Source organism: Oleidesulfovibrio alaskensis DSM 16109 (assembly GCF_000482745.1).
Taxonomy (GTDB): Bacteria; Desulfobacterota; Desulfovibrionia; order Desulfovibrionales; family Desulfovibrionaceae; genus Oleidesulfovibrio; species Oleidesulfovibrio alaskensis.
In genome coordinates this window covers 147661-173060 of record NZ_AXWQ01000013.1, presented here as the reverse complement: position 1 = coordinate 173060, position 25400 = coordinate 147661, and the positions used below count along the sequence as shown (strand labels likewise).

Annotated in this window: 21 protein-coding genes and 1 pseudogene; 7 read left to right on the top strand and 15 right to left on the bottom strand. The window is 56.8% G+C overall.

What is annotated here, in order from left to right; all coding sequences use genetic code 11:
• Positions 1-1034 precede the first annotated feature (1034 nt).
• The 6 genes from H586_RS0109135 to H586_RS18780 all read right to left on the bottom strand — a co-directional run bounded on the left by H586_RS0109135 (position 1035) and on the right by H586_RS18780 (position 5261).
• Positions 1035-1598, bottom strand: coding sequence for a recombinase family protein (locus tag H586_RS0109135; RefSeq protein WP_027181875.1), 564 nt, complete (start codon positions 1596-1598; stop codon positions 1035-1037).
• A gap of 230 nt (positions 1599-1828) precedes the next feature.
• A complete protein-coding gene (locus tag H586_RS20410; RefSeq protein WP_234702949.1) occupies positions 1829-2092 on the bottom strand; it encodes a phage antirepressor N-terminal domain-containing protein in 264 nt (87 codons plus the stop codon).
• Between the two features lie 233 nt (positions 2093-2325).
• Positions 2326-2778: a Rha family transcriptional regulator gene (locus H586_RS18785; RefSeq protein ID WP_051363956.1), complete on the bottom strand. Its 453-nt coding sequence runs from the start codon at positions 2776-2778 to the stop codon at positions 2326-2328.
• A gap of 140 nt (positions 2779-2918) precedes the next feature.
• Positions 2919-3488 carry an Hsp20/alpha crystallin family protein gene (locus H586_RS0109125; RefSeq protein ID WP_011367675.1) on the bottom strand — a complete coding sequence of 190 codons (570 nt, stop codon included), beginning with the start codon at positions 3486-3488 and terminating at the stop codon, positions 2919-2921.
• Positions 3489-3924: 436 nt separating this feature from the next.
• Positions 3925-4050: a hypothetical protein gene (locus H586_RS21125; RefSeq protein ID WP_267878769.1), complete on the bottom strand. Its 126-nt coding sequence runs from the start codon at positions 4048-4050 to the stop codon at positions 3925-3927.
• The gene (locus H586_RS18780; protein ID WP_051363955.1) at positions 4047-5261 is read right to left on the bottom strand and encodes a recombinase family protein; all 1215 of its coding nucleotides are present in this window, start codon (positions 5259-5261) and stop codon (positions 4047-4049) included. Before H586_RS18780 ends, H586_RS21125 begins: the two co-directional genes overlap by 4 nt.
• Before the next feature lie 71 nt (positions 5262-5332).
• On the opposite strand from H586_RS18780, the pseudogene H586_RS18775 reads away from it, so the two are divergent.
• A pseudogene (locus tag H586_RS18775) lies at positions 5333-6220 on the top strand (YifB family Mg chelatase-like AAA ATPase); the annotation flags it as partial.
• 91 nt (positions 6221-6311) lie between these two features.
• Here H586_RS18775 and H586_RS20055 read toward each other — a convergent pair.
• Entirely contained in the window at positions 6312-7550 is a 1239-nt protein-coding gene (locus tag H586_RS20055) for a glycosyltransferase family 92 protein (protein ID WP_051363954.1), read from the bottom strand.
• 259 nt (positions 7551-7809) lie between these two features.
• On the opposite strand from H586_RS20055, the gene nhaA reads away from it, so the two are divergent.
• Together nhaA and H586_RS0109095 are read left to right on the top strand one after the other, a co-directional pair.
• Positions 7810-9162, top strand: a complete 1353-nt coding sequence (gene nhaA / locus H586_RS0109100) for a Na+/H+ antiporter NhaA (protein WP_027181874.1) — start codon at positions 7810-7812, stop codon at positions 9160-9162.
• 162 nt (positions 9163-9324) lie between these two features.
• Positions 9325-9897, top strand: coding sequence for a hypothetical protein (locus tag H586_RS0109095; RefSeq protein ID WP_011368585.1), 573 nt, complete (start codon positions 9325-9327; stop codon positions 9895-9897).
• Between the two features lie 346 nt (positions 9898-10243).
• Here the strand turns inward: H586_RS0109095 and H586_RS20050 are convergent, their stop codons facing one another.
• Together H586_RS20050 and H586_RS0109080 are read right to left on the bottom strand one after the other, a co-directional pair.
• A complete protein-coding gene (locus tag H586_RS20050) occupies positions 10244-12565 on the bottom strand; it encodes a hybrid sensor histidine kinase/response regulator (protein WP_051363952.1) in 2322 nt (773 codons plus the stop codon).
• A complete protein-coding gene (locus H586_RS0109080; protein WP_011368583.1) occupies positions 12562-13815 on the bottom strand; it encodes an ABC transporter substrate-binding protein in 1254 nt (417 codons plus the stop codon). The genes H586_RS20050 and H586_RS0109080 overlap by 4 nt, the downstream gene beginning before the upstream one ends.
• A gap of 173 nt (positions 13816-13988) precedes the next feature.
• Between H586_RS0109080 and purT the strand changes: the two genes are divergently transcribed.
• Both purT and H586_RS18760 read left to right on the top strand, forming a co-directional pair.
• Positions 13989-15170, top strand: a complete 1182-nt coding sequence (gene purT / locus H586_RS0109075; RefSeq protein WP_011368582.1) for a formate-dependent phosphoribosylglycinamide formyltransferase — start codon at positions 13989-13991, stop codon at positions 15168-15170.
• A 103-nt stretch (positions 15171-15273) separates the two neighbouring features.
• Positions 15274-16587 (top strand): glycosyltransferase, encoded by a 1314-nt coding sequence (locus H586_RS18760; protein WP_051363951.1) that lies wholly within the window; start codon positions 15274-15276, stop codon positions 16585-16587.
• 129 nt (positions 16588-16716) lie between these two features.
• Here H586_RS18760 and H586_RS0109065 read toward each other — a convergent pair whose 3' ends face one another.
• The 4 genes from H586_RS0109065 to H586_RS0109050 form a co-directional block, all read right to left on the bottom strand.
• Positions 16717-18507, bottom strand: a complete 1791-nt coding sequence (locus H586_RS0109065; RefSeq protein WP_011368580.1) for an amino acid ABC transporter permease — start codon at positions 18505-18507, stop codon at positions 16717-16719.
• Between the two features lie 111 nt (positions 18508-18618).
• Entirely contained in the window at positions 18619-19446 is an 828-nt protein-coding gene (locus H586_RS0109060; protein WP_011368579.1) for a transporter substrate-binding domain-containing protein, read from the bottom strand.
• Positions 19447-19556: 110 nt separating this feature from the next.
• A complete protein-coding gene (locus H586_RS0109055; RefSeq protein WP_011368578.1) occupies positions 19557-20288 on the bottom strand; it encodes an amino acid ABC transporter ATP-binding protein in 732 nt (243 codons plus the stop codon).
• A 306-nt stretch (positions 20289-20594) separates the two neighbouring features.
• Entirely contained in the window at positions 20595-21974 is a 1380-nt protein-coding gene (locus H586_RS0109050) for a sensor histidine kinase (RefSeq protein WP_027181872.1), read from the bottom strand.
• 196 nt (positions 21975-22170) lie between these two features.
• On the opposite strand from H586_RS0109050, the gene H586_RS0109045 reads away from it, so the two are divergent.
• Together H586_RS0109045 and H586_RS18755 are read left to right on the top strand one after the other, a co-directional pair.
• The gene (locus H586_RS0109045; protein WP_011368576.1) at positions 22171-22959 is read left to right on the top strand and encodes a tetratricopeptide repeat protein; all 789 of its coding nucleotides are present in this window, start codon (positions 22171-22173) and stop codon (positions 22957-22959) included.
• A 47-nt stretch (positions 22960-23006) separates the two neighbouring features.
• Positions 23007-23363 carry a PilZ domain-containing protein gene (locus tag H586_RS18755; protein WP_011368575.1) on the top strand — a complete coding sequence of 119 codons (357 nt, stop codon included), beginning with the start codon at positions 23007-23009 and terminating at the stop codon, positions 23361-23363.
• A gap of 122 nt (positions 23364-23485) precedes the next feature.
• Here H586_RS18755 and H586_RS0109035 read toward each other — a convergent pair whose 3' ends face one another.
• The gene (locus H586_RS0109035) at positions 23486-23818 is read right to left on the bottom strand and encodes a hypothetical protein (protein WP_011368574.1); all 333 of its coding nucleotides are present in this window, start codon (positions 23816-23818) and stop codon (positions 23486-23488) included.
• Positions 23819-23850: 32 nt separating this feature from the next.
• Positions 23851-25062 (bottom strand): aminopeptidase, encoded by a 1212-nt coding sequence (locus tag H586_RS0109030; protein ID WP_011368573.1) that lies wholly within the window; start codon positions 25060-25062, stop codon positions 23851-23853.
• Positions 25063-25400: the final 338 nt, after the last annotated feature.

The following is a 25400-nucleotide window of genomic DNA, read 5'->3' as shown; positions in this document are numbered from 1 at the left end:
ATGCTTTCAGCGGCTGTCTGTTCGATGTAATCCTTGTTGGCGAGTTCGGCGTTCTTGACCGCTGTCTTGTTGTAATTGTCTGCCATTTCGCTTTGATATGAGTTCATGGCATTCGCCTGTTCACTTTGAGCGACCATGTTGGCGGCTGTAGAAGCGGCGGCAATGGCTAGGGAGTACATGAACATTTGAGACGCTGTAATCGTAGACGCTGTGGCAGTAGTGCCTGCTGTGGTTCCACCTACTGCGGCAGTGGTTCCCGCTGTAGCTGAAGCTGGTTCACACATAGACCTGTCTCCTACTCAATCTTGATACACTGTTAAAGGGTTGCTATGAGGTAGGTAGCTGTGAAGGCGTACACAAAAAGAATCAAAACTACCATGCTTTCCCTTGACAAGTTTCTCTATTTTTGATACCTGGCCACTCCCCTATATATACTTATAGTCGTCTTAAGTTTGACTTAAGTCTTCACCCTTTCTTCTTCTCCCTATCCTACTACTTCCCTTAATCCTGTCTTCACACTTAGGTTGCTTCTTAAGTTATACTTAGGATGTCTTACTTGTTGGAGTGGGTAGGGCCATTGGGTAGGTTGAAACCTAGGTTACACTGTCGTTACTTCAGTTCACGTTATGTTCACTGCTGTATGACTTAGGTGTCTTCTTTCCTCTTCTTCTTTGTCTGCCTACTTCCCCTTGTTCCTTAGCTGTCACTATAGTTGATCTTAAGTTCAGCTCTTTCCTTCTTGTCGTTGTCACAAGTCGTCACAATATGAAAAGCCGAAGAACACTGCTGTGTCGGGCTAGTGTTCTCCGGCCTTACCAAGAATGAAAGTGTAGGAGAGAGGTCGTCTATTTGGGATAGGCGTAACCTTGAAGATGGTCTGACAGAGTGAGACGCGGAGCGTTCTCTCCCCTTTTTAGTGCAACCTAATTGATTCTACTGTAATTTCAACATGTTATTAGGATGCTTAAAAGGAGCAGTTTCCGCTTCTCCCCTCATTAGTGCAACCTAATTGATTATTTAAATATTTCAGCATGTTAATTGGATTCAGCGATGACGCGGTATAAGGTCTGCCTGCTTATGCCATATTCAGCCGCTAACGCCTTTTTTTCTTCGCCCATGACTGTTGCCCTATGTCGAAGCTCTTCGGCCTGTTCTGGCGTCAATTTGGCCCTTCTGCCGCAGTGTTTTCCCTTGGCTTGTGCCTTGGCAATACCTTCCCTTTGTCGCTCCTTGATGATGGAGCGTTCAAACTGGGCGACGGCTCCGATGATTTGAAGCTGGAGCGTTTGGAATGGGTTGTCTTCGCCTGTGAAGTTTAACCCCTCTTTGTGGAACTGAACGGCGACGCCCTTACCTATGAACTTCTTTAGGAGCGTGAGCAGGTCGTCAAGGTTACGGGCAAGGCGGTCTATTGAATGGACGTGGAGCGTATCGCCCTTGCGGACAAACCTCATGCACTCTTCCAGCTTAGGCCGCTTAGACGTTGCGGCACTTGCCTTCTCTTCAAATACTTCCACCAAGTTGCAATCAAGGTCAGCAAGCTGGCGGTCAGTGTTCTGGTCGATTGAGCTAACACGGATGTATCCAACATGAGCCATATTCCTGTTTCCTCCTTCTGTGCTCATCGTGTAACAGAAGGACTAGACTTTTCGAGAAGGTGTGTCAAGAAATGAGATTGCGAGGTTTTGAGACACGGAACAAAGCGGGTTTTCAGGCAATGGCATGTATGTTCCACAAGGTATACCTTTTGAGATGGAACAAGGATGTACCGTGATGATTTCCATAACGCTTCGTTACCGAATTGGTAACGGTGGTCGAGAGTACCGGATCAGCCATGATCTTCACACGTTGACTGGAGCCGGGAAGCTGCGTTGCCATTTCGGTAACGCATCTCGAAAGTACCCATCAGCCGCCAGTGGTAACCATGGTCATTTCGGCCACAGTTGGCGAACTCGATAGGGAGCATGGACATCTTGTAGGTCTTGCCGTCACATCCAGTTGTTTCCGAAATGGCAACAACTCCCTCAAGCACATGATCTTCCTTGATCTTTCTGAACTGACGAGGCCAGCTAACACCGAGTGCATCACACACATGGCGCGGCGAGAAGTACGCCTTGCAGTCTTCAGCGGTTGAAACACCTCGCCCATTCAGCGCACACAAAGGGCATGGGGGGGCTTTTCGCTTTTCATAACGTTGTAAACCCGCTCAGATTTTTGCACCAAAATCGGCTGGTATATCTTGAGCTAGTTATTTGAAGGGGACGTTTTGCCCCCTTCGTGATGCTCCTCTCAGTACATTCAAAGAAACTCTTGTCTGTTTGCAATCTAGGGGACGAGGGCTTTGGCCTGTGCTTCGTAAACCATCTTCTGTTCGACCTGATCAGCCCACGCACGAGCGGCTTCAACAAGATTGGTAAAGTCGGGCAGGGCATTCACCTGTCGCTTCATCAGTTCGGCTTCCATGCGGTTGAAGGCTTCGATGTACTTCTCTTTGAACTGAGCAGCACGTTTGCCAGTGAAGCCCATTGCGAGGAAAGTGAATCCGTCGCGGGTCATGAGGTACATCGGAGCCTTCTTTATTCCGAAGCCAACATTGAACTCGTACTCATTGGGCGCAAAATTGCGCTCTATAAATTCATCCGAGCAGCTGAGATTATGTATAGCTCTCAACACATCCTTGTGCGCCTTCCCGAACATCTCCGCCACCTTGAGGCTCGTAGTCATGGCTTTGTCGTCCAGAAGCATCACAAGGGAGTTGGTCACAGTCGCAGTATTCATCAGTTTTCTCCTTCACGTTCTTGATTTTCAAAAAAGAAAGGCTGGCGAGGATCATCGTCCTCACCAGCCTTCGGGGTTGTATCGTCTAAGTGACTATGGAATCAAAAATGCTCTTGTTTCTTTAAGATGCCCTTGTCAGGTTAGTCCTCTTTCGAACTTTCAATCGCAATCTTGCGGGATTCTGTTTCAATGGCCTTGTTTCGCGGCATGGTGATTCGCAACACGCCCTTGTTCAACTTGGCGTTTATGCCTTCCTTGTCCGCATCATCAGGGACATTGAGCACCCGGCGGAAGGAACCGTAAGAGCGTTCAACGCGGTAGTAGCCCTTTTCTTCTGTTTTCTCTTCATGCTTCTTTTCCGCAGAGAGAATCAGCACGTCGTCTTTCAGTTCAACAGACAGGTCTTTCTCTTCGATGCCGGGAAGATCCACTTCAACAACATACTCTTTGTCAGTGCCGTAAATATCGACTTTCGGCTTGATGACAGACTTGCCAAGCATCGGGCTGGCGGCGTCGAACAAGCGGCGAGGCGAAGGCATTCCAAAGCCAGAGAACATCGAATCAACCATACGGTCGAATTCTGCGTGGAAGTGGTCAAGCGGAGAAGCGTATTCCCTTGCTCCCCGTTCCGTCTGCTTAACCGGAAGGGTCTTTTCCTGTTCGCTTTCCTTCTTAAACCAGTTCCATGGATTCAGCTTAGAAACCATCATAGCGTCCTCCTTGAAGAGTTTAAAATTATGGTCAGCACAGCATGAATAAATCTAAAGAACGACGTGTCAAGATAGAGTCGCTAAAATTGCGCAACATTCTGGTAATACACTGTAAAACAGAATATATAGCGTCTGTTTGTGCCAAATGGGTTTCAGGCTCGCTGTGAAATATAAAGGCTGGCCAAGGGGAACTTTCGACCAGCCTTTTCAATTCGTTAACTGCTTCTTCGCCTATATGACTGGCAATCACGTTACAGTTTCGAATCGTACAATCTGATTGGCAATGGCTTTGGTGGTGGTCATGGTCTCTCTCCTATGATTTTACTTGCTGGAATTTGCGTGAATTTCGCCTGCTAAGAACGAAAAAGAGCCGGACAGGGCCAATGGTTTTATCCGGCTCTTTTCATTCGTTATGCGGCAAATTTGAGCGATTTCTCTAGAAGTCCAGTTCGTCAAAGAATCGCTCGTGAGCATGCTCGAAACCTCTTCGCATGGTCAGCTTGCCATCGAGATACAGCTCAACCATCTTCTCTTTGCCACCATCGAGGGCGATGATGGTCACAAAGCCTTTGAATGGGCTAATGCGCTCTGCGAAGAACTTGTCTCTGAACTTGCCGCGCACCCTGTACACGCCACCGGAACGCCGCAGGTAGAGCAGACAAGGTAAGTACCTCCTTTAGGCGGCTTTCCCTTGTTCTCGAAGTGCATCACACTGCCGCATACGCCGCACACGGCAAGCCCTGAAAAAAGATTGGAATACCTGTTTCCCACGTTAGCCCCTGCTATCTTTCTTTCCTTCCGCATACGCTTTGCCTTGAGAAATGTTTCTTCACTGATAACAGCGGGGAAGTAATTTTCAATGGGTTCACCTACCGGAACACGTTTTCTCTTCCCCTGAACCTCTTGCATCTTGTGTGGCTGGTAACGTCCTATAGTCGCCTCATTCTCAAGAATCTTGGTCACGTATGAGTAGTGCCAGCCTTTGCCACGTCCAAACGGTTTTATTCCTTCAGCATTGAATGTGGCGGCAATGACGCGCTTGCCTATGCCGTCCAAGGTCATTTCAAATATACGTTGGACAATGGCGGCGCGCTCTTCAATGACGTGGAACGTGTTGTTCTTCTTGTCGAGTTTGAGCCATTCAGGACAGCGTGAAGTCAGCTTCAATGAACCGTCAGCGGCTTTTCTCCGCTTGGCCTTCCATACTTCAGACAAGCGGCGCGACTTAGTTAGTGATTCTTCATAGGCGCGTTGCATCACGGCAATTGAAACCATGAGGTCGGAGAAAGCCAAATCGTTGCCGTTGCTCCCTGCTGAATAAACCTTTCCATCCTGAAGGGTGACGATGCTCAAGCCCCTGTTAAGGATGTTTGAGAACTGAAGGAAAGCCTTGTATGGCGATTGTCGTGAAAGACGGTCGAGGCTTTCGACAAGCAAGAAAGAACCGCGCTTGACCTTCCCTTGGTCCACAGCTTCAATGAACGCACCTAGTTCACCTTCTTCGGCGTTTTTTCCGCGAAAAGCTGAAACACCTAGGTCTTGAAAAGTTAGAGTGTCGTCGAGGTCCAAGCCATTTTCTTCGGCGTACTTGCGACTTAATTCAGTCTGTCGCCTGAAGCTGTCGCCTTTCATCTGGTCGGGAGTTGAGAAGCGGAGATAGCTGTATGCCTTGGGCTTGAGGTGGCTATAGTGCGCGGTTGCTGTGTTGCTGGTGGTGGCGGTCGTCGCCGTATGGTCATGAGTATGTGGGTTGTGTGTGTTATCGACTGCCATAGTTGATTTGTTCCTCCTCCTTCTTCTTTCTGAAGGCCGAAACATATCAAGAGGCTTTCGGGTATTCAAGACACAACTTGCTGATGATCGGCCCTCCCGGCAGTGGCAAGACCATGCTCGCGCAGCGTATTCCCACTGTTCTGCCACCGCTTTCGTTTACCGAGGCGCTGGAGGTGACCAAGATTTATTCCGTGGCGGGACAGCTGGGGGCTGAAACCGCGCTGGTAACACAGCGGCCGTTCCGCACCCCGCATCATACCATATCAGACCCCGGACTGGTGGGTGGCGGTACGCATCCGCGTCCGGGCGAAGTTTCCATGGCACACAGGGGCGTGCTGTTTCTGGACGAGTTGCCGGAGTTTCGTAAAAGTGTGCTGGAGGTTATGCGTCAGCCGCTGGAAGACGGCACGGTAACCATCTCACGCGCGGCCCTGTCGTTAAGCTATCCCGCGGATTTTATGCTGGTGGCGGCCATGAACCCCTGTCCTTGCGGGTATCTTTCCGATGATCGCCATGTGTGCCATTGCACGGCGGCTCAGATACAGCGCTATCGTTCGCGTCTTTCAGGGCCTTTGCTTGACCGGATTGATCTGCATGTGGAAGTGCCTGCCGTGCAGTACGATGACCTGCGCCATACCGGCAGGGGGGATTCTTCTGCTGCCATGCGCGAGCGCATTCTGCAGGCCCGTGAACGGCAGGACAAACGGTATCAGGGCACACCGTGTGTGACCAATGCCGACCTTTCCGGCCGGTGGCTGGAAGAATACTGCCGGCTGGGCTCTGCAGAGCATGTCTTTCTGGAAAAAGCGGTCAGCGCGCTGGCTCTTTCCGCCCGCGCCTATACCCGCATTCTGCGCATTGCGCGCACCATCGCAGACCTTGCCGGGCACGATGCCATAACCTGTGCCGGACTGGCCGAAGCCGTCAATTGCCGGACTCTGGACAGACAGCGTCTGTAACCGGTCATCATTCAGAGACAGGCTGTTATGCAGGCAGGGTCTGTGCGGGGCAGCAAGAAAAAGCACCCGCCGGAAACCGGAGTGGCATGTGTCAGACGGTTGCGGCGTCTGCGGGCCAGATGCCCAGCCCCAGCGCTTTGTCATGCCGTTGCAGCTCAGCCAGCGTTGCATCGGGCGGCATATTGAAAATGTCGTATGTATGCTTCAGGTACAGGCCTGTGGCTGCCGCGGCTTCTTTTTGTCCGTTTTTCAGCTGGGTGAGAAACAGCTGGTAGTAAGACGGCGCCGAAGGCTGCACGCGTATGAGCGTGCAGGCTGTGGCAAGAGCGGCTTCGGGTCTGCCCGCCGCAAGCAGTGCCAGCGTGGCGGCATGCAGATATTCAGGTACCTGTCCGTAGCGCTCTTCGGCCAGAATGACGTACAGCAGCGCACCGGCCGCATCACCGCGGGTCAGGCTGTCTCTGATGTGTTCGACAATTTCATACAGCTTCATGCCGTTAACCTGCCGCAGGGTGATGTGCTGCGTTGCGGAAGTCAGCGGTCCTTTGACCGCGGCATGCACCAGAGGGGCACGCCGCAGTGCCGTGTAGTCCTTTGCGCCGTCTTCGGCTGCCTGTTCATAAAATTCCTGCAGGCTGCGGCTGCTGCTGAGGGCAAAATTATCCGCCCTTCCTTTGTTCATTTTTTCTTCATAATCCTGCTGTGATTTGTAGTGGTAGTGGTTCAGCTGCGCAGTGCCGGCGGTGAAAGGGGCCAGCGCGTTAGTGACGGGCATGCGGTTTTCGTCCACGCAGTGGCTGCCCGCGCAGAAGCGGAAGCAGTGCGGGTCGCGGACATCGGTTGTGCGGTCGGGCCGTACGATGCATTTGACATGCAGCCTTTTCTGTTCATCCCGCAGTGTCTGGGTATAATTTTCGATGACCAGCCCGTGCGGCCGCACGATGTGCCCTCCGGACCCGAAAGGAACCCAGTGCAGGGCCACGGCGGCATAGTCGTTGTATTCTGCCAGAAACAGCCGGACATCCTGATGGGCTTTCAGTACCAGAAATTCGTCGAGATCAAAGAACGCCAGCCAGCGGAAGCGGGCACCGTGCTGCTGCAGGCATTGCCTGTAGCTGGGAATCTGCATGCTTCTGCCGGCAACCTCATGCACGGTGACCAGCCCTGATTCGATATGGTGCCGCAGCGTGTCGCGCAACGGACGGGCGCTTTCATTATCAAACAATATGAAATGCTCGAATCCGAGCAGCCGGTGATAGTGCAGCCACTCTTCCAGATACAGGTCTTCGTCTTTGACTATGGCGCATAATCCGGCTTGGTAGTCTGGCATGGACGGCTCCGCGGGGTGCAAAAAAAGAATCATGCCCGATGGCTGAAGTATGGACTATAGCTGACTATATCAGGTACGCTGGCAGATGTATATTGTGCGGTGCCTGCCGGAGGCGGGGAAAAATCATCGACGACGTTTCTTTTTGTCTTAATTTGAATCATGTACAACGGTGCTGTTTCGTTCTGTAGTGATGCTTGGGGGATAGAAAGGGCTATGCCAGTTTCCGGTCATATCAAAGCAACCAACGGGAGGTTTCTACATGCAACACCACGACATACCCGGGGCCGCCCCCCAGCCCATCGACAAACTGCTGGCGCCTTTCAGGCGTTTCTTTGCCATCGAGGCATCCAGCGGCATTCTGCTGATGGCCGCCACCGTGCTGGCGCTGGCATGGGCAAACTCGGGCTTTTCTGCATCGTACCATGCGCTGTGGAGCAATAAAGTAACCGTGGGCTTCGGCGACTACGCCTTGTCCAAAGCTCTTATCCTGTGGATCAACGACGGTCTGATGGCCATATTTTTCTTTGTGGTCGGACTGGAGATAAAGCGCGAAATTCTGGCGGGTGAACTGGCATCGCCCAGGCAGGCAGCGCTGCCTATTGCCGCGGCCATAGGCGGCATGCTGGTTCCCGCGGGCATTTATCTGGCGCTTAACGGCGGTACCGCTGCCGCCAGCGGCTGGGGCGTGCCCATGGCCACCGACATTGCTTTTGCCCTTGGTATTCTTTCGCTTCTGGGTGACCGTGTACCGCTTAGCCTCAAAGTGTTTCTTACGGCAGTGGCCATTGTGGATGATCTGGGTGCCATTCTGGTCATCGCATTTTTTTATACTGCAAACCTGTCGTTCAGCTTTCTCATGCTGGGGTTTGCGGCGTTTGCGGTCATGCTGCTGCTCAACTGGCTGGGCGTGCGCAGGGTAACCCCGTACCTGCTTGTGGGGCTGGTGCTGTGGTTTGCCCTGCTGAAATCCGGCGTGCATGCCACCATAGCCGGCGTGCTGGGAGCCATGGCCATACCGGCCCGCTCCGCACTGGCACCGGCTGTTCTGCGCGGTACTGCCCGTCAGGCGCTTTCCGTGTTTGAAAACGCCCTTCAGGGCGATACGCCTGTGCTTGCCAGTCAGGATAAATCGCATGCCATACATCATGTGGAAATGCTGACCGAAAAGGCGGGCACACCTTTGCAGCGGCTTGAGCATGCCCTGCATCCGTGGGTGGCATGGTTCATCATGCCTGTCTTTGCTCTTGCCAACGCAGGTGTCACCGTCAGCGCCGAAATGGTGAGTATGCTGTTTGAACCGCTTTCCCTCGGCATATTCTTCGGCCTGCTGCTGGGCAAGCAGGGCGGCGTCACGCTGGCGGTGTGGCTGCTGGTAAAGACCGGTATCGCCAAGCTGCCGAAGGGTGTCGGTCTGGGGATGTACTACGGTATCGGCTGGCTTGCCGGTATCGGCTTCACCATGGCCATTTTCATCGCCACACTGGCGTTTGAAGACCCTGCACATATTGAGGCCGCCAAGATGAGTATTCTTTGTGCCTCGTTTGTGGCCGGTTTCGGCGGGTATATGCTGATGCGTGTGCTGCTGCGCGGTCGCGAGCCTGAAAAGGCTTAGTATCCTCCTGGTTATGAAGGGCGCGGCAACGCGCCCTTTTTTTGTGTCTGCCGCCGGTCAGACCGGTGCGGAAGACCGGTGCCCCGCGCCGGTACGCCTTGCGCGGCGGGCCTGCTGCGGATACAGTCCGGTGACACATTCTGCCATAAGGAAGACAGTACCATGCATATAGCAACAATGGCTGCCAGCGGCCTCAGGCCCATGTATGCCGCTGAGCGGCTGGAAGATTTCATGGCCGCCCGGGGCGGAAATCTGGGCGGCACGTTTCATTGCGGGGTCTACATGGGCACAAGGGTGCTGTGGGATGCCCGGACTGACGAATGCCTTACCGCCGAAGGCGTGGTGGAAACCGCTGCCGGGCATCTGAAACCGCAGTTGCGGCTGATAGCGGAAAGGATTGCCGCCGAAACCGGCACGCTGCCTTCCATGGACGGTATTCTGGTAAGGGTGAAGGACAGCCTGTGCCAGTACCGCATTCTGGATATGGTGGCACCGCTGCCTGTGTGGCGGCAGGTCAATCTGCTTGCCGATGCGGCGGCATTGCTTGAGCCGCAGTTGCCTCATGTCCGTCCGGCTCAGCATTTTCACACCCCCGTGCTGAAAACGGAAAAGCAGATCGCCCGCTGGCTGAAAAGCTGGAAGCGCCCCGGTCTGAGCGGAGTGTTGGTGAAAGACGCGGAAATGTTGTACGCCGCCGGTGAGCATAGCCGCGGCTGCTGCCTCATACCGCTGTAGACGCTGTGCACAGGCTCCGCGCAACGGCTTCGCTGCTGGATTCGGCGGGGACGCTGCTGGTATGACCGGCCTTTGTGTGCCCGTACGGACATGCGGTGGCGCGGCCGGTATACCGTTTTGCCTGAAAGCTGCCTGCGGATGCCGTGCGATGGTTTCGGGCCGTGTATGGCGGGCGGCTGCCGGTGCCCTGTTTTCAGTCCGCCTGCTTCGGCCATCTGCTGCCGGTGCCGCTGTCGTCTGAAGGCCGCCGGACAGCTGCTGCGGTTGCCGTGGGAGGGGGTGCACTGCCGGTGCGCGTCTGGCCGGTTGCGCCTCCGGCCGGTGCCCGGGGCGTACAGGCTGACCGTTAGGCGCCGGAACCGGAATGCGTGGCACCGCCGCCCGCACAGCTCTGCAACGCAGTCAGCAGTGCTTTGCGTGTGACGGGTTTTACCAGATGGCCGTCGCAGCCTGCCTGCCTGTATCTGATGATGTCCTGTTGAAAGGCATTGGCTGTCAGCGCTATGACCGGTGTGCGTCTGCCGCTTCCGTGTTCCTGCCTGCGCAGTTGCCGTGTGGCTTCCATGCCGTCCATCACAGGCATGTTGATGTCCATGAGCACAACATCGATATCGTATTGCCCGAAGAGGTGCAGTGCCTGCTGTCCGTCTTCTGCTTCAATGACGGTGCAGGGGGTGTCCTGCAGCATCATGCGTACCACGGCCCTGTTGCTGGGGGTGTCTTCGGCCAGCAGCACGGTCAGGGCTGGCAGCGCGGTTGCGTCGTCGCCGGCGGTATCCGGCTGTTCCGCCTCATGGCCGGTCCGTGCTGTTTCTTCCGGCACGGCTGCAAAGCGGGCGGTAAAGGTGACGGTTGTCCCCACCCCGGGTTCGCTTTCCAGTCTTATGGTTCCGCCCATAAGGTCCACAAGGTGTCTGGATATGGCAAGCCCGAGTCCCGAACCGCCGTAGCGGCTGTGGATGGCTGTGGAAGCCTGCGAAAATTTTTGAAAAAGTCTGCTCTGTTCGGCAGGGGTTATGCCTATGCCTGTGTCCCGGACCGTGAAGAGCAGCTCTCCGTCGTGCACGGCATCGGGAGCACGGCTGACATGCAGTGAAACTTCACCGTTGTCGGTAAACTTGACCGCGTTGCCCAGCAGGTTCACCAGTATCTGCTGCAGACGCTGGGCATCGCCCATATGGTTTTTGCGCACATCGGGAGCAATGGTCGCGGCCAGCAGAATGTTTTTCTGACGGGCCTGCAGCGAGAGCATGTCACGCACGCCGTATACCACGGCATGCAGGGTAAAAGGCGCACTGGCCAGTGCCAGCTGGCCGCCTTCCACCCGTGTAAGATCCAGTATGTCGTTTATCAGGTGCAGCAGCGATTCACCGGAATTTTTCAGCACATCCATACATTCTTTCTGTTCTGCCGAAAGCGGCGTGCGCAGCATCTGCTCGGCCATGCCCAGTACCGAGTTCATAGGGGTGCGTATTTCGTGGCTCATGTGCGCCAGAAAATCACTCTTTGCCTTGTCGGCTTCTATCATGGCGGTGCGGGTCTGCTCCAGTTCGCGCAGGCGTCTGTGTTCGGTGATGTCTTTGACAAACCCTTCGTAGCGGAATGATTCCGGCTGGCCGGTTTCTTCTTTTGCAATGGTGCGCGCCGAAACAGATATCCACGTGATACCGCCGCCTTTGGTGTAGACCCGGGTTTCGTACCCGTCCACTGCTCCCTTTGCGCGCAGCATCCGCAGCATGCGGGCCAGATCGCGTCTGTTGACCAGCGATTTAAGCGGGGTTGTGCCGCGTTCGGCCAGCAGCTCCATTACTGAAGAATATCCCAGCATGCGTGCAAGGGCGGGGTTGGCGTTAATCAGATAACCGCGGCCTGTGATCTGGAAAATACCTTCCAGCGCGTTTTCAAAGATATCTCTGTATATGGTCTGGGCGTGCCGCAGCGACGATTCGTTGCGTTGCAGTGTGGCTACCATGGCGTTGAATGATTCCGCCAGCCGGCCCACTTCGTCCTGTGCTTCGATGGGGGCGCGGTGCTGCAGTTCGCCGCTGCGTGCCCGGTGCATGGCATCGCGCAGGGCTGTGAGCGGCCGGCGTATGTGCTGCGTAATGAAATGACAGCACACCATGCCCGCGGCAATCACTGTGCCCAGCAGCAGGATTGTAAGCATGGCCGACAGCAGTATGGTGTCGCGCCGTACATGCGACAGGTCGTAGGCTACGGTTACAAATCCCTGCAGTTCGCCTATGACCATAAGTGCCGAAGTATGATAAAGCAGCGGGACACCGTTTTCTGTTCCGCGCGCATCCACATCGCCCTGTGCAAGGATGGCCATCTCGGCACCGGTGAGAGGCAGCGGGCGTTCGGGGCGGGTATGTATGAGCGGTTTACCTGATTTGTCGTACACGGTGATGGAATAAACATCGTCGGTTTCCTGCAGGTCGGCAGCGGTGCTGCGCAGCGCGCGGATGTGTCCCACGAAAATCTGATTTGCCAGATCATTTTCGCGCTGGAGCACAAGAGCATGCAGCAGCCGCTTGGTGCGGGAGGTTATCTGGGCGTTGTGATAATGCATGAAACTGCTTGCCGTCACAGTGTACAGAGCACAGCACAGCAGGGTGAACAGCATGAGGGTGACGGTGAATCTGCGTTTGAGAGGGGTTCGGTTCATTGAGCCTCCCGCGGGGAAAGCGTGACAGTCTGTACCGGCCGGGCTGAACCGTTGCGCAGCTGCAGGATATGAACAGGTCCGGGGGGCGGTGCACCGTCGGCGTCAAAGTGCAGCGGACCGGTCAGCCCGTGCCAGTAAGTCTGCGCCAGAGCTTCGCGCACCGCGCGCGGGTCGCACGAACCCGCACGGCGGGCGGCGGCCAGCAGCACACAGGCCGCATCGTAGCCCAGCGCTTCCAGACTGCCGGCAAAGTCTCTGCCCAGATAACGCAAGGCATGGGTGCGGGCCAGCAGCCACGGTGCCTTGCAGAATGCACGCATGGGAGTGATATGCCCGCGGCACCGGTCATGATGATTTTTTGCGGCACCGGCCGGTTCTTCGGGTATCCATTGTGCCATATAATAGGCATTTTCCGCAGCGGCGGCCGCGTAGCGGGGCAGGGTGGCGTCCCATGCATCGCCCCCTGCAAATACTGTCTTCAGCCCCATGCCGGCGGCCTGCTGCATGAACAGTCCGCTGGAACGCATGAAGTCGGGCAGGAAGACGCATTCCGGCTTCAGTCGCAGCAACTGGTGTATAATGACGGAAAAATCCTGCTGACGGTCCAGATATTGTCCCCGCCAGACGACTTCACCGCCCTGCCTGATGGCTTCATCCACAAACGATTCCGACATGGAAATGCTGTAATCGCTGCTGATGTTGGTTATGACGGCCACGCGTGAAAGTCCCAGATGCCGCGTGATGAACCGCGCCATGGCGTTGGCGTTGGCTGTGTCGCCGTTGCAGATGCGGAAAATGTACGGCCTGCCGCGGATGACAAGCGGGTGGGATGCCGAAGGCGTGATGGTGGGTATACGCGCGCGGTCCAGCACTTCGGCCATGGCAAGGGCCTGCGTGCTGGCAGACGGCCCGATGATGCCCAGCGGCGGTGTATGCACCAGTTGTCTGGCGGCATGGCGTGCTTCCAGCGGAGAAGACCCCAGCGGAATGAGCACGGTGCGTATCGGCTGCCCCATGAGTCCGCCCAGAGAGTTGAACACGGCCACGGCAACACGCACTCCGTGCTGGAAAGATACTTCGGCGGGGTCGGTCACGGGGGATACGGCGGCTATGCCCAGCACTGCCGGACCCTGTCTGCCGCCGGCAAAGGCCGGAAGAGCAGCCGCAAGGCACAGCACAGCCAGCAGGGCTGCCGTCAGAACATCTGCGGCCCTGTACCGGACAGAATATACCGTACTGCGTCCCCCCATTGTCACTCCCCACAAAAAAGAATCATTCTTAATACATGCATTGGCGGAATCAGGCAAGAGGGTTAGATGCTTGCCTTGACTGGTGGAGTATGCCAAATGAGCGCAGCAGCTTTGCGCCACAATGTTTTTTATCAATATTCCGCAGCGTACACCCGCAACTCAGGAGCTTTGCCATGACAGTCATCGGTACCCCTTTAAGTCCTGTTAGAACCAGAATAATGCTGCTCGGCTCCGGCGAGCTGGGCAAAGAGGTCGCCATTGAGGCAATGCGGCTGGGAGCGGAAGTTGTGGCGGTGGACCGCTATGCCGGTGCTCCCGCCATGCAGGTGGCCCACCGCTCGCACGTTATTTCCATGCTGGACGCGGATGCGTTGCGGCGGCTTATTGCCGAAGAACGCCCTGACTTTGTGGTGCCGGAGATAGAGGCCATCGCCACGGACGTGCTGGAAGAACTGGAAAGTGATTCTCTTACCGTGGTGCCGACGGCCCGCGCCGCCCGCCTGACCATGAACAGAGAAGGCATACGCCGTCTGGCTGCGGAAGAGCTGGGGCTCAGAACTTCCCCGTACCGCTTTGCGCAGACAGAGGATGAATACCGCCGCGCAGTGGAGGAGCTGGGCATGCCCTGTGTGGTCAAGCCGGTCATGAGCTCTTCGGGCAAAGGTCAGAGCGTGGTGCGCAGTGCGGATGACATCGCAGATGCGTGGACGTATGCCCAGTCCGGCGGCAGAGCCGGCGGCGGACGGGTCATCGTCGAATCATTCGTCGATTTTGATTACGAGATCACACTGCTTACCGTGCGGCACTGCAACGGTACTTCTTTCTGCGAGCCCATCGGCCACAGGCAGGAAGACGGAGACTACCGTCAGTCGTGGCAGCCGCAACCCATGAGCGCGGCCGCGCTGGAGCAGGCCCGGCATATGGCGCAGGCCGTGACACAGGCGCTGGGCGGTTACGGATTGTTCGGGGTGGAGCTGTTCATCAAAGGTGATACCGTCTGGTTCAGCGAGGTGTCCCCGCGGCCTCATGATACAGGGCTTGTTACGATAGCTTCTCAGAATCTTTCGGAATTTGCGCTGCATGTGCGTGCCGTTCTGGGGCTGCCGGTGCCGGTCATCCGCCAGTACGGGCCCGCTGCATCCAGCGTTATTCTGGCAGAAGGCAGTTCTGCCCGGACCCGCTTCGGTAATCTGCAGGAAGCGCTCGGCGAGCCGGATACTTCTCTGCTGCTGTTCGGCAAGCCGGAAGTGCAGGGCCGCAGACGCATGGGGGTGGCTCTGGCTCTGGGCGAAACAGTGGAGCAGGCTGTGGAAAAGGCGTGCCGCGTTTCAGACGCCGTCAAGGTCATGCTGTAATCCGCATTGTTCCGGAACGCCCGCGCAGCCGCGCGGGCGTTTTGCGTTATGCCGTGCTTTGTGCGGCACAAATGTTACTGACGCGGCAGGAGCCGTGCGGTACATGGTGCGTATGAAGATATTGTTCGTTCATCCCAATTTTCCGGCCCAGTTCCGCCATATGGCAGCCGCACTGGGACGGGCCGAGCACCGGCACGAGGTGGTTTTTATTACCGCTGCCCCGCATCGCGACTGGTCTATTCCCGGTGTGCGCACGGTGCGTTATGCGCCGGATTCCTGCGGCGGAGCGTTGCCGCAGCAGGGAACGGGGGCGTATTTCGCACGGTGTACCGCTGTGGGAAGCGGGGTTTTCAGCGCCTGCAGGGCGTTGCGTGCAGAAGGCTTCGAGCCCGATGTCATGGTAGCCCACTCGGGATGGGGCAGTTCATATTTTTTGCGCGACGCTTTTCCTCAGGCACGGCTGCTGTCTTATTTTGAATGGTATTACAACGCCGCGGGAGCCGATGTGGGCTTTGACCCGCAGGAGCCGGTCACGGATGCCATGCGTCTGGCGCTGCGCACCCGCAATGCTGTCATTCTCAACGATGCGGCGGAGTGCGACTGGAGCTATACCCCGACCCGCTGGCAGGCGTCGCAGTTTCCTGCCGTGGCCAGAGCGCGCATGAGCGTGCTGCATGACGGTGTGGACACGGGATTTTTTATCCCTGCCGCCGATAAAGCGCAGACCGCGGCCGCACTGCTGCGCGGGCTGGGTGTGGCGTGGACGCCGCGCACACGCCTTGTCACATGGGCGGGGCGGGGCATGGAGCCTTACCGGGGCTTTGTGCAGGTTATGGAAGCTCTGCCCGCCATCGTGGCGCACAATCCGGATGTTCATGTGCTTATGGTGGGTGAAGACCGCGTGTGTTACGGCAGGCGGCCGCCGTCGGGTAGCGGCTGGAAACAGGTCATGCTGGAGCGGATAGCGCCGCTGATGCCCGCCGGAGAAGCTGTGGAGCGGCGGATTCATTTTACCGGCGCACTGCCGTACGGCGTGTACAAAACGGTGTTGCAGGCTTCCGATGTGCATATGTACCTGACACGGCCTTTTGTGCTGTCGTGGTCAATGCTGGAAGCCATGAGCTGCGGAGCGTTGCTTGTCGGATCGGACACGCAGCCTGTGCGCGAGGTGCTGACCCACGGCGAAAACGGTTTTCTGGTGCCTTTTTTTGCTCCGCAGGCTCTGGCCGATACGGTGTGCGCATGCCTTGACCGGCTGGATGATCTGGCGCCCGTGCGTGCACGCGCGCGGGAAACCGTGACAGGGCGTTACGCTCTTGCGCGCACTTTGCCAGCCCAGCTGCGCATGCTGCATAATCTTGCAGAAGGAAAACCTGCGCTGGACGGCCTGCTGCCGGTTTCCGCAGGGCGGCGGTGAGGTGCGGGCACCGGCTTCCCGTAAATTATGCAGGCTGATCTGCCATACAGGCAGGCGCCCCGTTTTCACAGGGCGCCTTTTTCTTTTCTGTCGGTGCGGATACGGGCAGTACATACTGCCGCAGCAGGCCTACATGACCAGATTGACTTTTTCCGGGCTCAGTCTGCGTTCCAGCCGCGCGGCGTATACCGACATGGCATAGCAGCAGACAAAATAGAGCACTGCCACGGTTGTCCATATTTCAAAAGGATAGACCATGAGCCTGTTATCCAGCCCCTGTGCCACAAAGGTCAGTTCAAGCACGCCGATGACAAAAGCCAGCGACGTATCCTTGAAGATGGCGATGAACTGGCCGACAATGGCGGGAATCATCTGTTTGAGTGCCTGCGGCAGTACAATTCTGCGCATGGTCTGAAAATAGCTAAGCCCAGTGGAGTAGGCGGCCTCCACCTGACCTGCAGGTATGTTCTGCACGCCGGCGCGCACTATTTCTGCCAGATACGCACCGGTGAATACGGTCAGGGCGATGGTTGCCGACCAGAACACATCAAAATATGCGCCGAACACCACCGGCAGGAAAAAATAAATCCAGAAAATGACGATGATCAGCGGGTTGCCGCGGATTATTTCGATGTACACAAGACAGGGGAGCCTGAATATTCTGTTGCGGGCGCACCTGCCCAGCCCCACAGCCAGACCGATGAAAAAGCTGACGGAAATGGCGATGAGCGCCATGAGCAGCGAGCTGGCAAGGCCGCCAAGACCCATGAATATTTCGTTTTCTGAGCCGTTTGGAAAATGCCAGATAAGCAGTGCGCTGATGTTGTCGGCAATGACGCTCCACTCGAATCCCATCAGCCCCCGGACTGCCGTGTACAGCAGGCCCGCCAGCAGCGCCAGATATGCTCCCTTGAGTGAAAGTACAAGCATGCTGCGGGCCCTGACTGCAGCCGCACGCCATGCGCTGACTCTGGGGGCAAGCCCCCCTGCGCGGCGGCCTGCGCGGCGCGCGTTCAGGGCGCTGCGCACGGGCCGGTACAGCAGGTTGCGCAGCGCGGCAAGAGGTGCCAGCAGCGCGTTGATGAACATTACGGAAACACTGCGGCCCTGCATGGTATCCAGACGCAGCTTGCCGTTCACCCCGTTCATGATGAACGAGATGATGAGCGAGAGAGACAGATAGAGCACCGTGGCCGCGGTGGTGGCTTCAAAGCCTCTGAACGTCAGTGACTGAACCTGCTGTGAGTGCCATGTGAGTTCGGCAACGCCGATGACCATGGCCAGCGAGGAGTTTTTCATGTTGTTCAGAAACTCGCTGCCCAGCGGCGGAATAATGGTGCGGAAGGCCAGCGGCAGAATGATGCGTGTGAGCACCTGAAAATAGCTGAGTCCCGAAGAGTAAGCGGCTTCAAGAAGCCCTTTGGGAATGGATTGCAGGCCGGCCCGGATGACTTCGGCCATGAAAGAGCCTGTATATACACCCAGTGCCGATACGGCGCACCAGAATTCAAAATTCTGTTCAAAAACCCATTGGCGGGCCGCTTCGGGCAGCACGTTGGGAAAAGCGAAATACCAGAAAAAAAGCTGCACCAGCAGAGGGGTGTTGCGGAAAAATTCCACCACAACGGATGCGGAAATACGCAGCGGTCTGAAAGCGGACAGGCGGGCCAGCCCGAGCATTGTTCCCAGCCCCAGCGCCAGCGCCGAACTGATAAGCGAAATGTTGACGGTGGTTACCAGCCCGCGGAGCATCTCCGCGCCCAGATTGAGCTTGTATGTTTCGTTCTGCGTGTACAGAACCGACCATTCGAACTGGTAGCCGAAGTTGAAGACCCATCCGAAATAATAGATGCCGAGCAGCGTCGTGGTGCACAGCAGGGTGTATTGCACCCATGTTTTATCAAGCCAGTATCGTAGCATGGTGTCGCCGGAACGTTGGGGAAGGGCAGCCTTCCGTTAGCCTTGAAAGCTGCGCAAGCCCGGCATGCCGGGCTTGCGCTGAACATTAATCGGGATGCGGCGCCGCAGAGGCTACGGCCACAGCTCGATCTGATCGCTCATGGGCATTTCAAAGGGGGTGCCGGGGCCGTACCACTTGTTGTAGATTTCCATGTAGGTGCCGTCGCGCCACATGTCCTGAATGGCCATGTTGACGGCGTCACGCAGGGCCGAATCATCCTGCGGCAGACCCATGCCGTAGGGTTCGTCGCTCAGGAAATCTCCCACCAGTTCGTAGGCGCCGGGGGTTTTGGATGCATAACCCAGCAGAATGGTGGCGTCGGTGGACCAGCCTGCCACGCGGCCGGACTGCAGTGCCTGAAAGCACTGTGATTCCTTCTGGTAGGAAATTACGTTTTTGTCGTAGTCAGGATCACCGGCTGCCTTCAGCGCTGCTTTCAGGTTCAGTTCCGACGTGGTGCCCTGCATGGTGGCTATTTTTTTGCCGACCATGTCGTTAAGCGAGGTGAACTGACCTTTTTTTGCCAGCACTTTCTGGCCGTCAAAGAAGTAGGTGATTGAAAAATCGATTGATTTGTCACGTTCGCGGGTGTGCGTCATGTTGGCCACGGAAATGTCAATGCGGCCCTGCTGCAGAAACGAAATACGGGTCTGGTTGTTTACGGCCACGCGGTCGATTTCCACACCCATCCGCTTGGCAACTTCAGTGGCTATGTCGTAGTCAAAGCCGACCCATTCACCTTTTTCGTTGTAAAAGGCGCCGGGGATGGAGTCGGTCATGATGCCGACCCGCACTTTTTTGGTCTGCATGATTTTGTCGTATACGGGGCCTGCAAAGGCCGCCGATGCGACAAACATGGTCATAGCCACTGCCAGAGCGACAATTTTCGCCATACGCATGTTGAATAACTCCCTGTTTGGATTCCCTGTGCGGCGGACGGGCATGCCGTGCCGTCGTGGTAATGCGAAAACCCCGCCGCACCGGCGCGGACGGGGTGAATCACGTATTGCTAGTGCGCAAGGATTTTGCTCAGAAACTCCCTGGACCGTTCATGACGGGGATTGCTGAAAAACTCCTCCGGCGTGTTTTCTTCCACCAGTACGCCGTAATCCATGAATATGACCCTGTCAGCCACTTCACGGGCAAAGCCCATTTCGTGGGTGACACACACCATGGTCATACCCTCGCGTGCCAGTGTTTTCATCACGTCCAGCACCTCGTTGATCATCTCCGGATCAAGGGCGGAGGTGGGCTCGTCAAACAGCATTATCTTGGGTTTCATGGCCAGCCCGCGGGCAATGGCAACGCGCTGCTGCTGACCGCCGGAAAGCTGCCCCGGATAGGCATTAGCCTTGTCGGGAATGTTCACTTTTTCAAGCAGTTCCATGGCTGTGCGTTCTGCTTCGGCTCTGGGAATGCCGCGCACCAGCTGGGGCGCCAGTGTAACGTTTTCCAGCACGGTCATGTGCGGATACAGATTGAACTGCTGAAAAACAAAACCCACCTCGGCCCGCAGCAGCGTCAGATTCACCCGCGGATCGCTCATGTTCATGCCGTCGACAATTATGTCACCCTTCTGCACGGGTTCCAGTTTATTGATGCAGCGTATGAGCGTTGACTTGCCGGACCCGGAAGGCCCGCAGATGACCACGACTTCGCCTTTGTTGATGTGCAGGTTGATATCTTTGAGCACATGCAGCCCGCTGTCGAACCACTTGTGCACATGGTCAAACCGGATCACGTAATACTCCCTGTATTGAATGGAAGAAGCCTCTGGCCCTTCACGGAATGGAGAGGAAAAAATGTTCCCCGCTCAAAGCGAGTAGCAAAAACGCGGCCCTTGGGCAAGAAGTCATGAGCCTGAATTACAAATTTGTTATCACTTTGCAGGTGCGAAATATTTATGGGGAAATTCAGTAAAGACAAGGCGCTGTGTGCGCGATCAATGAATGGCCGGGCACACAGCGGCCGCACCGGGCGGCAAAAGAAGGCAGAAAGGGGTCGGGGAAGCTGCTTTTACCCTGTCAGATGAACAGTGTTGTAAAAATCAGTCTGCTGTTGCGCAGGGAAGGATGAAATAGAAATTGTTACCGTCGGGCCACGGCTCGTATCCGGTCTCGCCGTCGTGCAGGTCTACAATTTCGCGGACAAAAAAAAGTCCGTGGCCGGTACCGTATTCGTGGTCGGTATTGTTGCCGCGAAAGTCTGCAGTGAACAGGTTGGGCACATCGGAGGCGCCTATGGCGGGGCCGGTGGTGAAAACATCCACGCGCGCGCCGTCTTTTCCCGGGCCGAAATGGTCGGGAACGCGGCTGACTCTGCAGCGGACATACCGCGCAGGGCGGTCGGCAGCCTGAGGCGGGCGGGCGTATTTGACGGCATTGGAAAGCAGATTGGCCAGTACCTGACTTATAAGCCCCATGTCAGCGGGAATCATAAGCGGAGTGCCGCCTGTTTCGGCTTCCTGAAAGATGGCTATGTCTTTTTCGCCGAACCGGCTGCGGAAGCGCTCCACCTGCGGGGTGACAATGCGGCTGTGCAGGTCGAAAAGTGTGCGCTGCAGCACATAGTGCCCTTTTTCAAAATGACTCTGGCGCAGCAACGTTTCCAGAAAAAGACTGGTCTGCTGGAAATGCCTGTAAATTTCTTTGTACTGCTCGCTCAGCCTGTCGTGCACATAGCTCAGTTTGCGAAAGGCGTCCGACTGGCCGGACCCTGCCATGCGCTGGCCCGCCATTTCATTCAGGGCTTCGGAAAGGGCGTGAATCTTGCCGTCCAGCTGGCGGAACAGCAGTTTGAAGTACATGTTGGGCACAATGACATTATGGCCGATGTCGTGCACCAGACTGTTGATGAAGCGTATGTGCTCGCTGTTTTTCATGAACAGCAGCTTGTTGTGCAGCTGAAATCCCAGCCGGTTTGCAAATTTTTCGTAATACAGCTGTTCCGGAGGGGGGGCGCCGTCAGCGGGCAGGATGACAAGCACCCCCAGTCTGCCGCCTGCAAGCGGAGAAGAAGGCGCCGGAGAAGCGGATGTTTTGCCGCGTACGGGCAGGCACAGGTGGTTTTTTATCACCCGCGGGCCGTCGTCGGGCGAAAGCTGGTCCACATCGGCTGCGTTAACGCCGCAGGCAGGCCCCTGAGAGCAGCAGCGCAGCACCAGTTTGCCGGCGGAATCGGCTATGAACAGCGCCGATTCCACTGCAAAGAATGATTTGAGCACCAGAACGGCAAGGCTGTAGACCTCTTCCACGGTTTCAAATTCCTGCGCAAGGTCAAAGAACACATTGAATGCCCGCGTCTGGTGGGTGCTGAAGCCATAGCGTTCATAGTCCCGCATTTTGGAGTCGATGCGCTGACGCACATGCTCGAAGTGCTGTTTGTCGCAGTTCACCTCGGCATCTCTGGGCAGATTCATGGTGTTCATCGCTTCCCCGTCACGGTTCGGTTGCGCTGGATGTTTTTTAAAAATATGCCCCATTTTTTTCTCCGCGCCAACTGTTTGCAAAAAATACATATCCGTGCGGTGCACATCGCGGTGTTTCATTGACTTGTGGCTGCTGCAAAACGTAACAAAAGAACAGCCGTTGCGGGGGTATGGCACGGTGGAACAAGGGGGTGGAATGAACGCTGCGGTGCTGGGAATATATGCACTGGACCTGACAGCCGCGCGGGGCGGGAAAACCGGCTGCGTGGCTATGGACGACGATCCCGTGCTGGTTTTTGTCATGCGCGGAGCGCAGGGCCGTCTGACGGGACAGCCTTTGTGCGCCTGCGGTATGCCCAGCGGGTACCTGCATCCTGTGGATGAAGACGACCTGCTGGAAAACTACCGTCCGGAACTGGGCGCGCCGCTGAAACGTATTCAGACGGTGGCTGCAGGCATACTGCGCAAAATGGCAGCCGAGAGTGCGCGCGCGGGTGCCGTGGACAAGCTGTACCGGCACGGGGCGGCTGTTATAGAGGTTGCTCCCTGCCCGCAGGAATGGCTGGACAACGACGAACAGCTGCTGGTTTCCGGCATGCTGGCCGTCATGCGGCACGAGTTGCTGCCCGCAGTGCCTGCCGTGGCCTGTGATACCGCCGTGCTGCGGCATCAGGGGCTGCATGCCGCGCTGTGTTCACTGGTTGACAGCGGGCAACTGCTTTCGGGGCATCTGCGCTGTGCCGCGGCGTGTGCCATAGCCTGCCGCAAGCGCGGCAACCATGCACGGGCCATTGAAATTTACCGTCAGGCACTGGCACTGCGTGAAGATGATCATATCCTTTTCAATCTGGCCCGGGCATTGTTCGAGTCGGACAGCGTGCAGGAGGCAAAGCATTGTCTGGAGCGTGCGCTGGAAATTAATCCGCGGCTGGAAATGGCCGGCAGATTTCTTTCGTTTCTGCAGGCTGCGGAACAGAATGGCTGAATATGCGCCGGTCTTTGCCTGCGGACAGAGGCCACGGAGGAGAATTTATGGAGTGTAGCGGATATAAACCGGCCGGAGACGAGCGCCGGCTAGAGGAGCGGATTCCGCTGGATGCCCCCGTGTTTGCCACTGTGCGGCATGAAGAGCATACCATTATGGTCATGCTGGACGACGTGAGTCTGGGCGGTGTGCGGCTGCGGCTGGCGCCCGGTCAGACCGCACCGTCGTGGCTGTGCGCCGGTTGCGGCGTACTGCTCGAAGACTGGCCTTTTCCGGCCGGAACCGCTGCTCCGCTGTCTGCCAGTGTCATGTGGCTGGATGGCGGGCTGTGCGGCCTGCAGTTTGATGCGCGGCTGAACCTTACCCGGCAGGAACTACAGCGTCTTGTGGAAGCATCTGTATAGTCCTTCCGCGGCAGAGTGCAGGCACGCCGGAAAGCCGTGCCCGATGGTGTACGCCGTCAGAAACCGCACCGCCTGCTGTTGCGGCGGACGGCTCTGCCCGCACGGGGGGCGTGCGCGCGGCATCAGTGGCCGGAATATGCCATGACGTGATTCAGGCTGCGGGTGGCCTCGGTCATGGTTCCGGCGCTGATGGTGTAGCGGGTCAGCGTCCATGCATCCATATCTATGTAGTCTATCTTGCCTTCCGTTGCGGGCTGCAGCGCCTGCCTGACAATGTCCACCACCTCTTCAATGGGATAGTACATGCCTTCGTAGGAAATCAGCAGCATATCGCCGTTGCGTTCCAGCGCTTCGGTGCCGTCTTCCTTCTGCGGCTGTTCGTTGCGCAGGGCGCATTCAAGGGCTTCTCCTGCGGGCGAGATATGCCCGTAAACTTTGATAAGAATATGTTGCATGGCGGTATGGCAGCGCTCCGGCGGGGCAGCGGCTAAAGGGTGAAGCGTCCGTTTTCGTAAATGGTGCGTTTTTCACCGCTGCGCAGCAGGGCGGTGACGCGTTTTGATTCTGTGTTGACCATATCCCAGTGCAGGGTGGACGTGTTGAAGCCGAAACTGCGCCGCAGTTCGGGGGTAAGGTCTTCCGGCGGACCGTCAAAGGTGTTGCTGTATGACTGGCCGAGAGCGATATGCATGGAACCGTGCCGCCCGCCGTGGTTTTCGTCATACAGCGTATTGGCCATGAATCTGCCGATGCGCGAAAAACGTCTGTCCACCAGTGCATATTCTCCCAGCAGGGCGGCACCGGGATCACTGTTCACCTGCTCAACAGCAAAACTGTGTCCTTCTTCTGCTGTCAGTGACGTCACCCGTCCGCCTTTGAACTCAAGTCTGATGCCTTTGACAATGTTGCCCGACCGGTAGGAGGGCAGGTCGGCGTAATACACCCCTTCGGTACCCCTGCAGTCGGGCGAGACATACATCTCGAAGCTGGGGATGTTCCGCCCCGTGATGCCCGCCCACACCCTGCGTTCTCCCAGAGTCACAAGCAGATCGACCGAATCGGATTCCGTGCGCAGACTGACCATGTCCATGCTGTTCAGCCAGTTGCGGATGTCTTCGGCATGACGGGCAAGCATGCGCCATGACTGCACGGGATCGCCTTCGGTAAGCAGGCAGGCGTTTTTGATTTCGTGTGCATACTCTGCCAGCGAAAGGCCCGCGGCCTGTGCCTGCGCCTCGGTGGGATAGACGCACAAAGTCCAGCCGAAGGCCCCCATTTCTTCGCGGGTGCGTGTTATGTGCTGAACAGGCTGACGCGACTGCTGGTGCATGGCAAGCCGTTCCGGCTCTACGCCGGAAAGGTGCGTAAGCGATTGCGGTGCAAGCAGTGATATGGTGCCGTGCAGGTGATTGTGCAGGTCGCGCTCGCCGGGGATGAGCGTGGTAAGCCGCTTGTTGTTGGCTTTGGTGTACAGGTCACGTTCCATGCGCGGGGTAGGCAGCATGCGCGGTACGGGAATCATGCCTTCGTCGTGGAGAAGCGCGCACAGTTCTTCCGCCAGCGGCAGCGCGGGCAGGTGGTACCGCACAAGTATGAAGCTGCTTTTGGCCAGCGGGCTTTTTTTGCCGCGCTTCAGCCCCCACAGCAGCACTTCGGCATATTTCTCCAGTTCATCGGGGGTAAAGACGGGTGTGAACATGATTGTGCCTCCGGCGCAAGTGTGCGTCATGCCGCGCCGGAGGGCAAGTCTTTTGAAAATGCCTGACCGGACGAAGCAGCCGGCTGCCAGCAGCGCGAACCGGCACCCCACACAAAGGCAGAGAGTAAAAAAAGAGCATGCCGCGAGCGGAAGGTTCGCGGCATGCAGGCAGTTGCAGAGCGTTTGCGCTGTATATCGTTTCCGTTCTGTACGACCGGAAGTGATTGCATGATGTTGGCGGCCTGCTGCGCGTTGCCGGGGCGGCACACCCGCCCCGGCGCCACACGGCACACACAGTAGCATCGCGGGTATCATAACCCGCAAAGGAAGAAGGTATC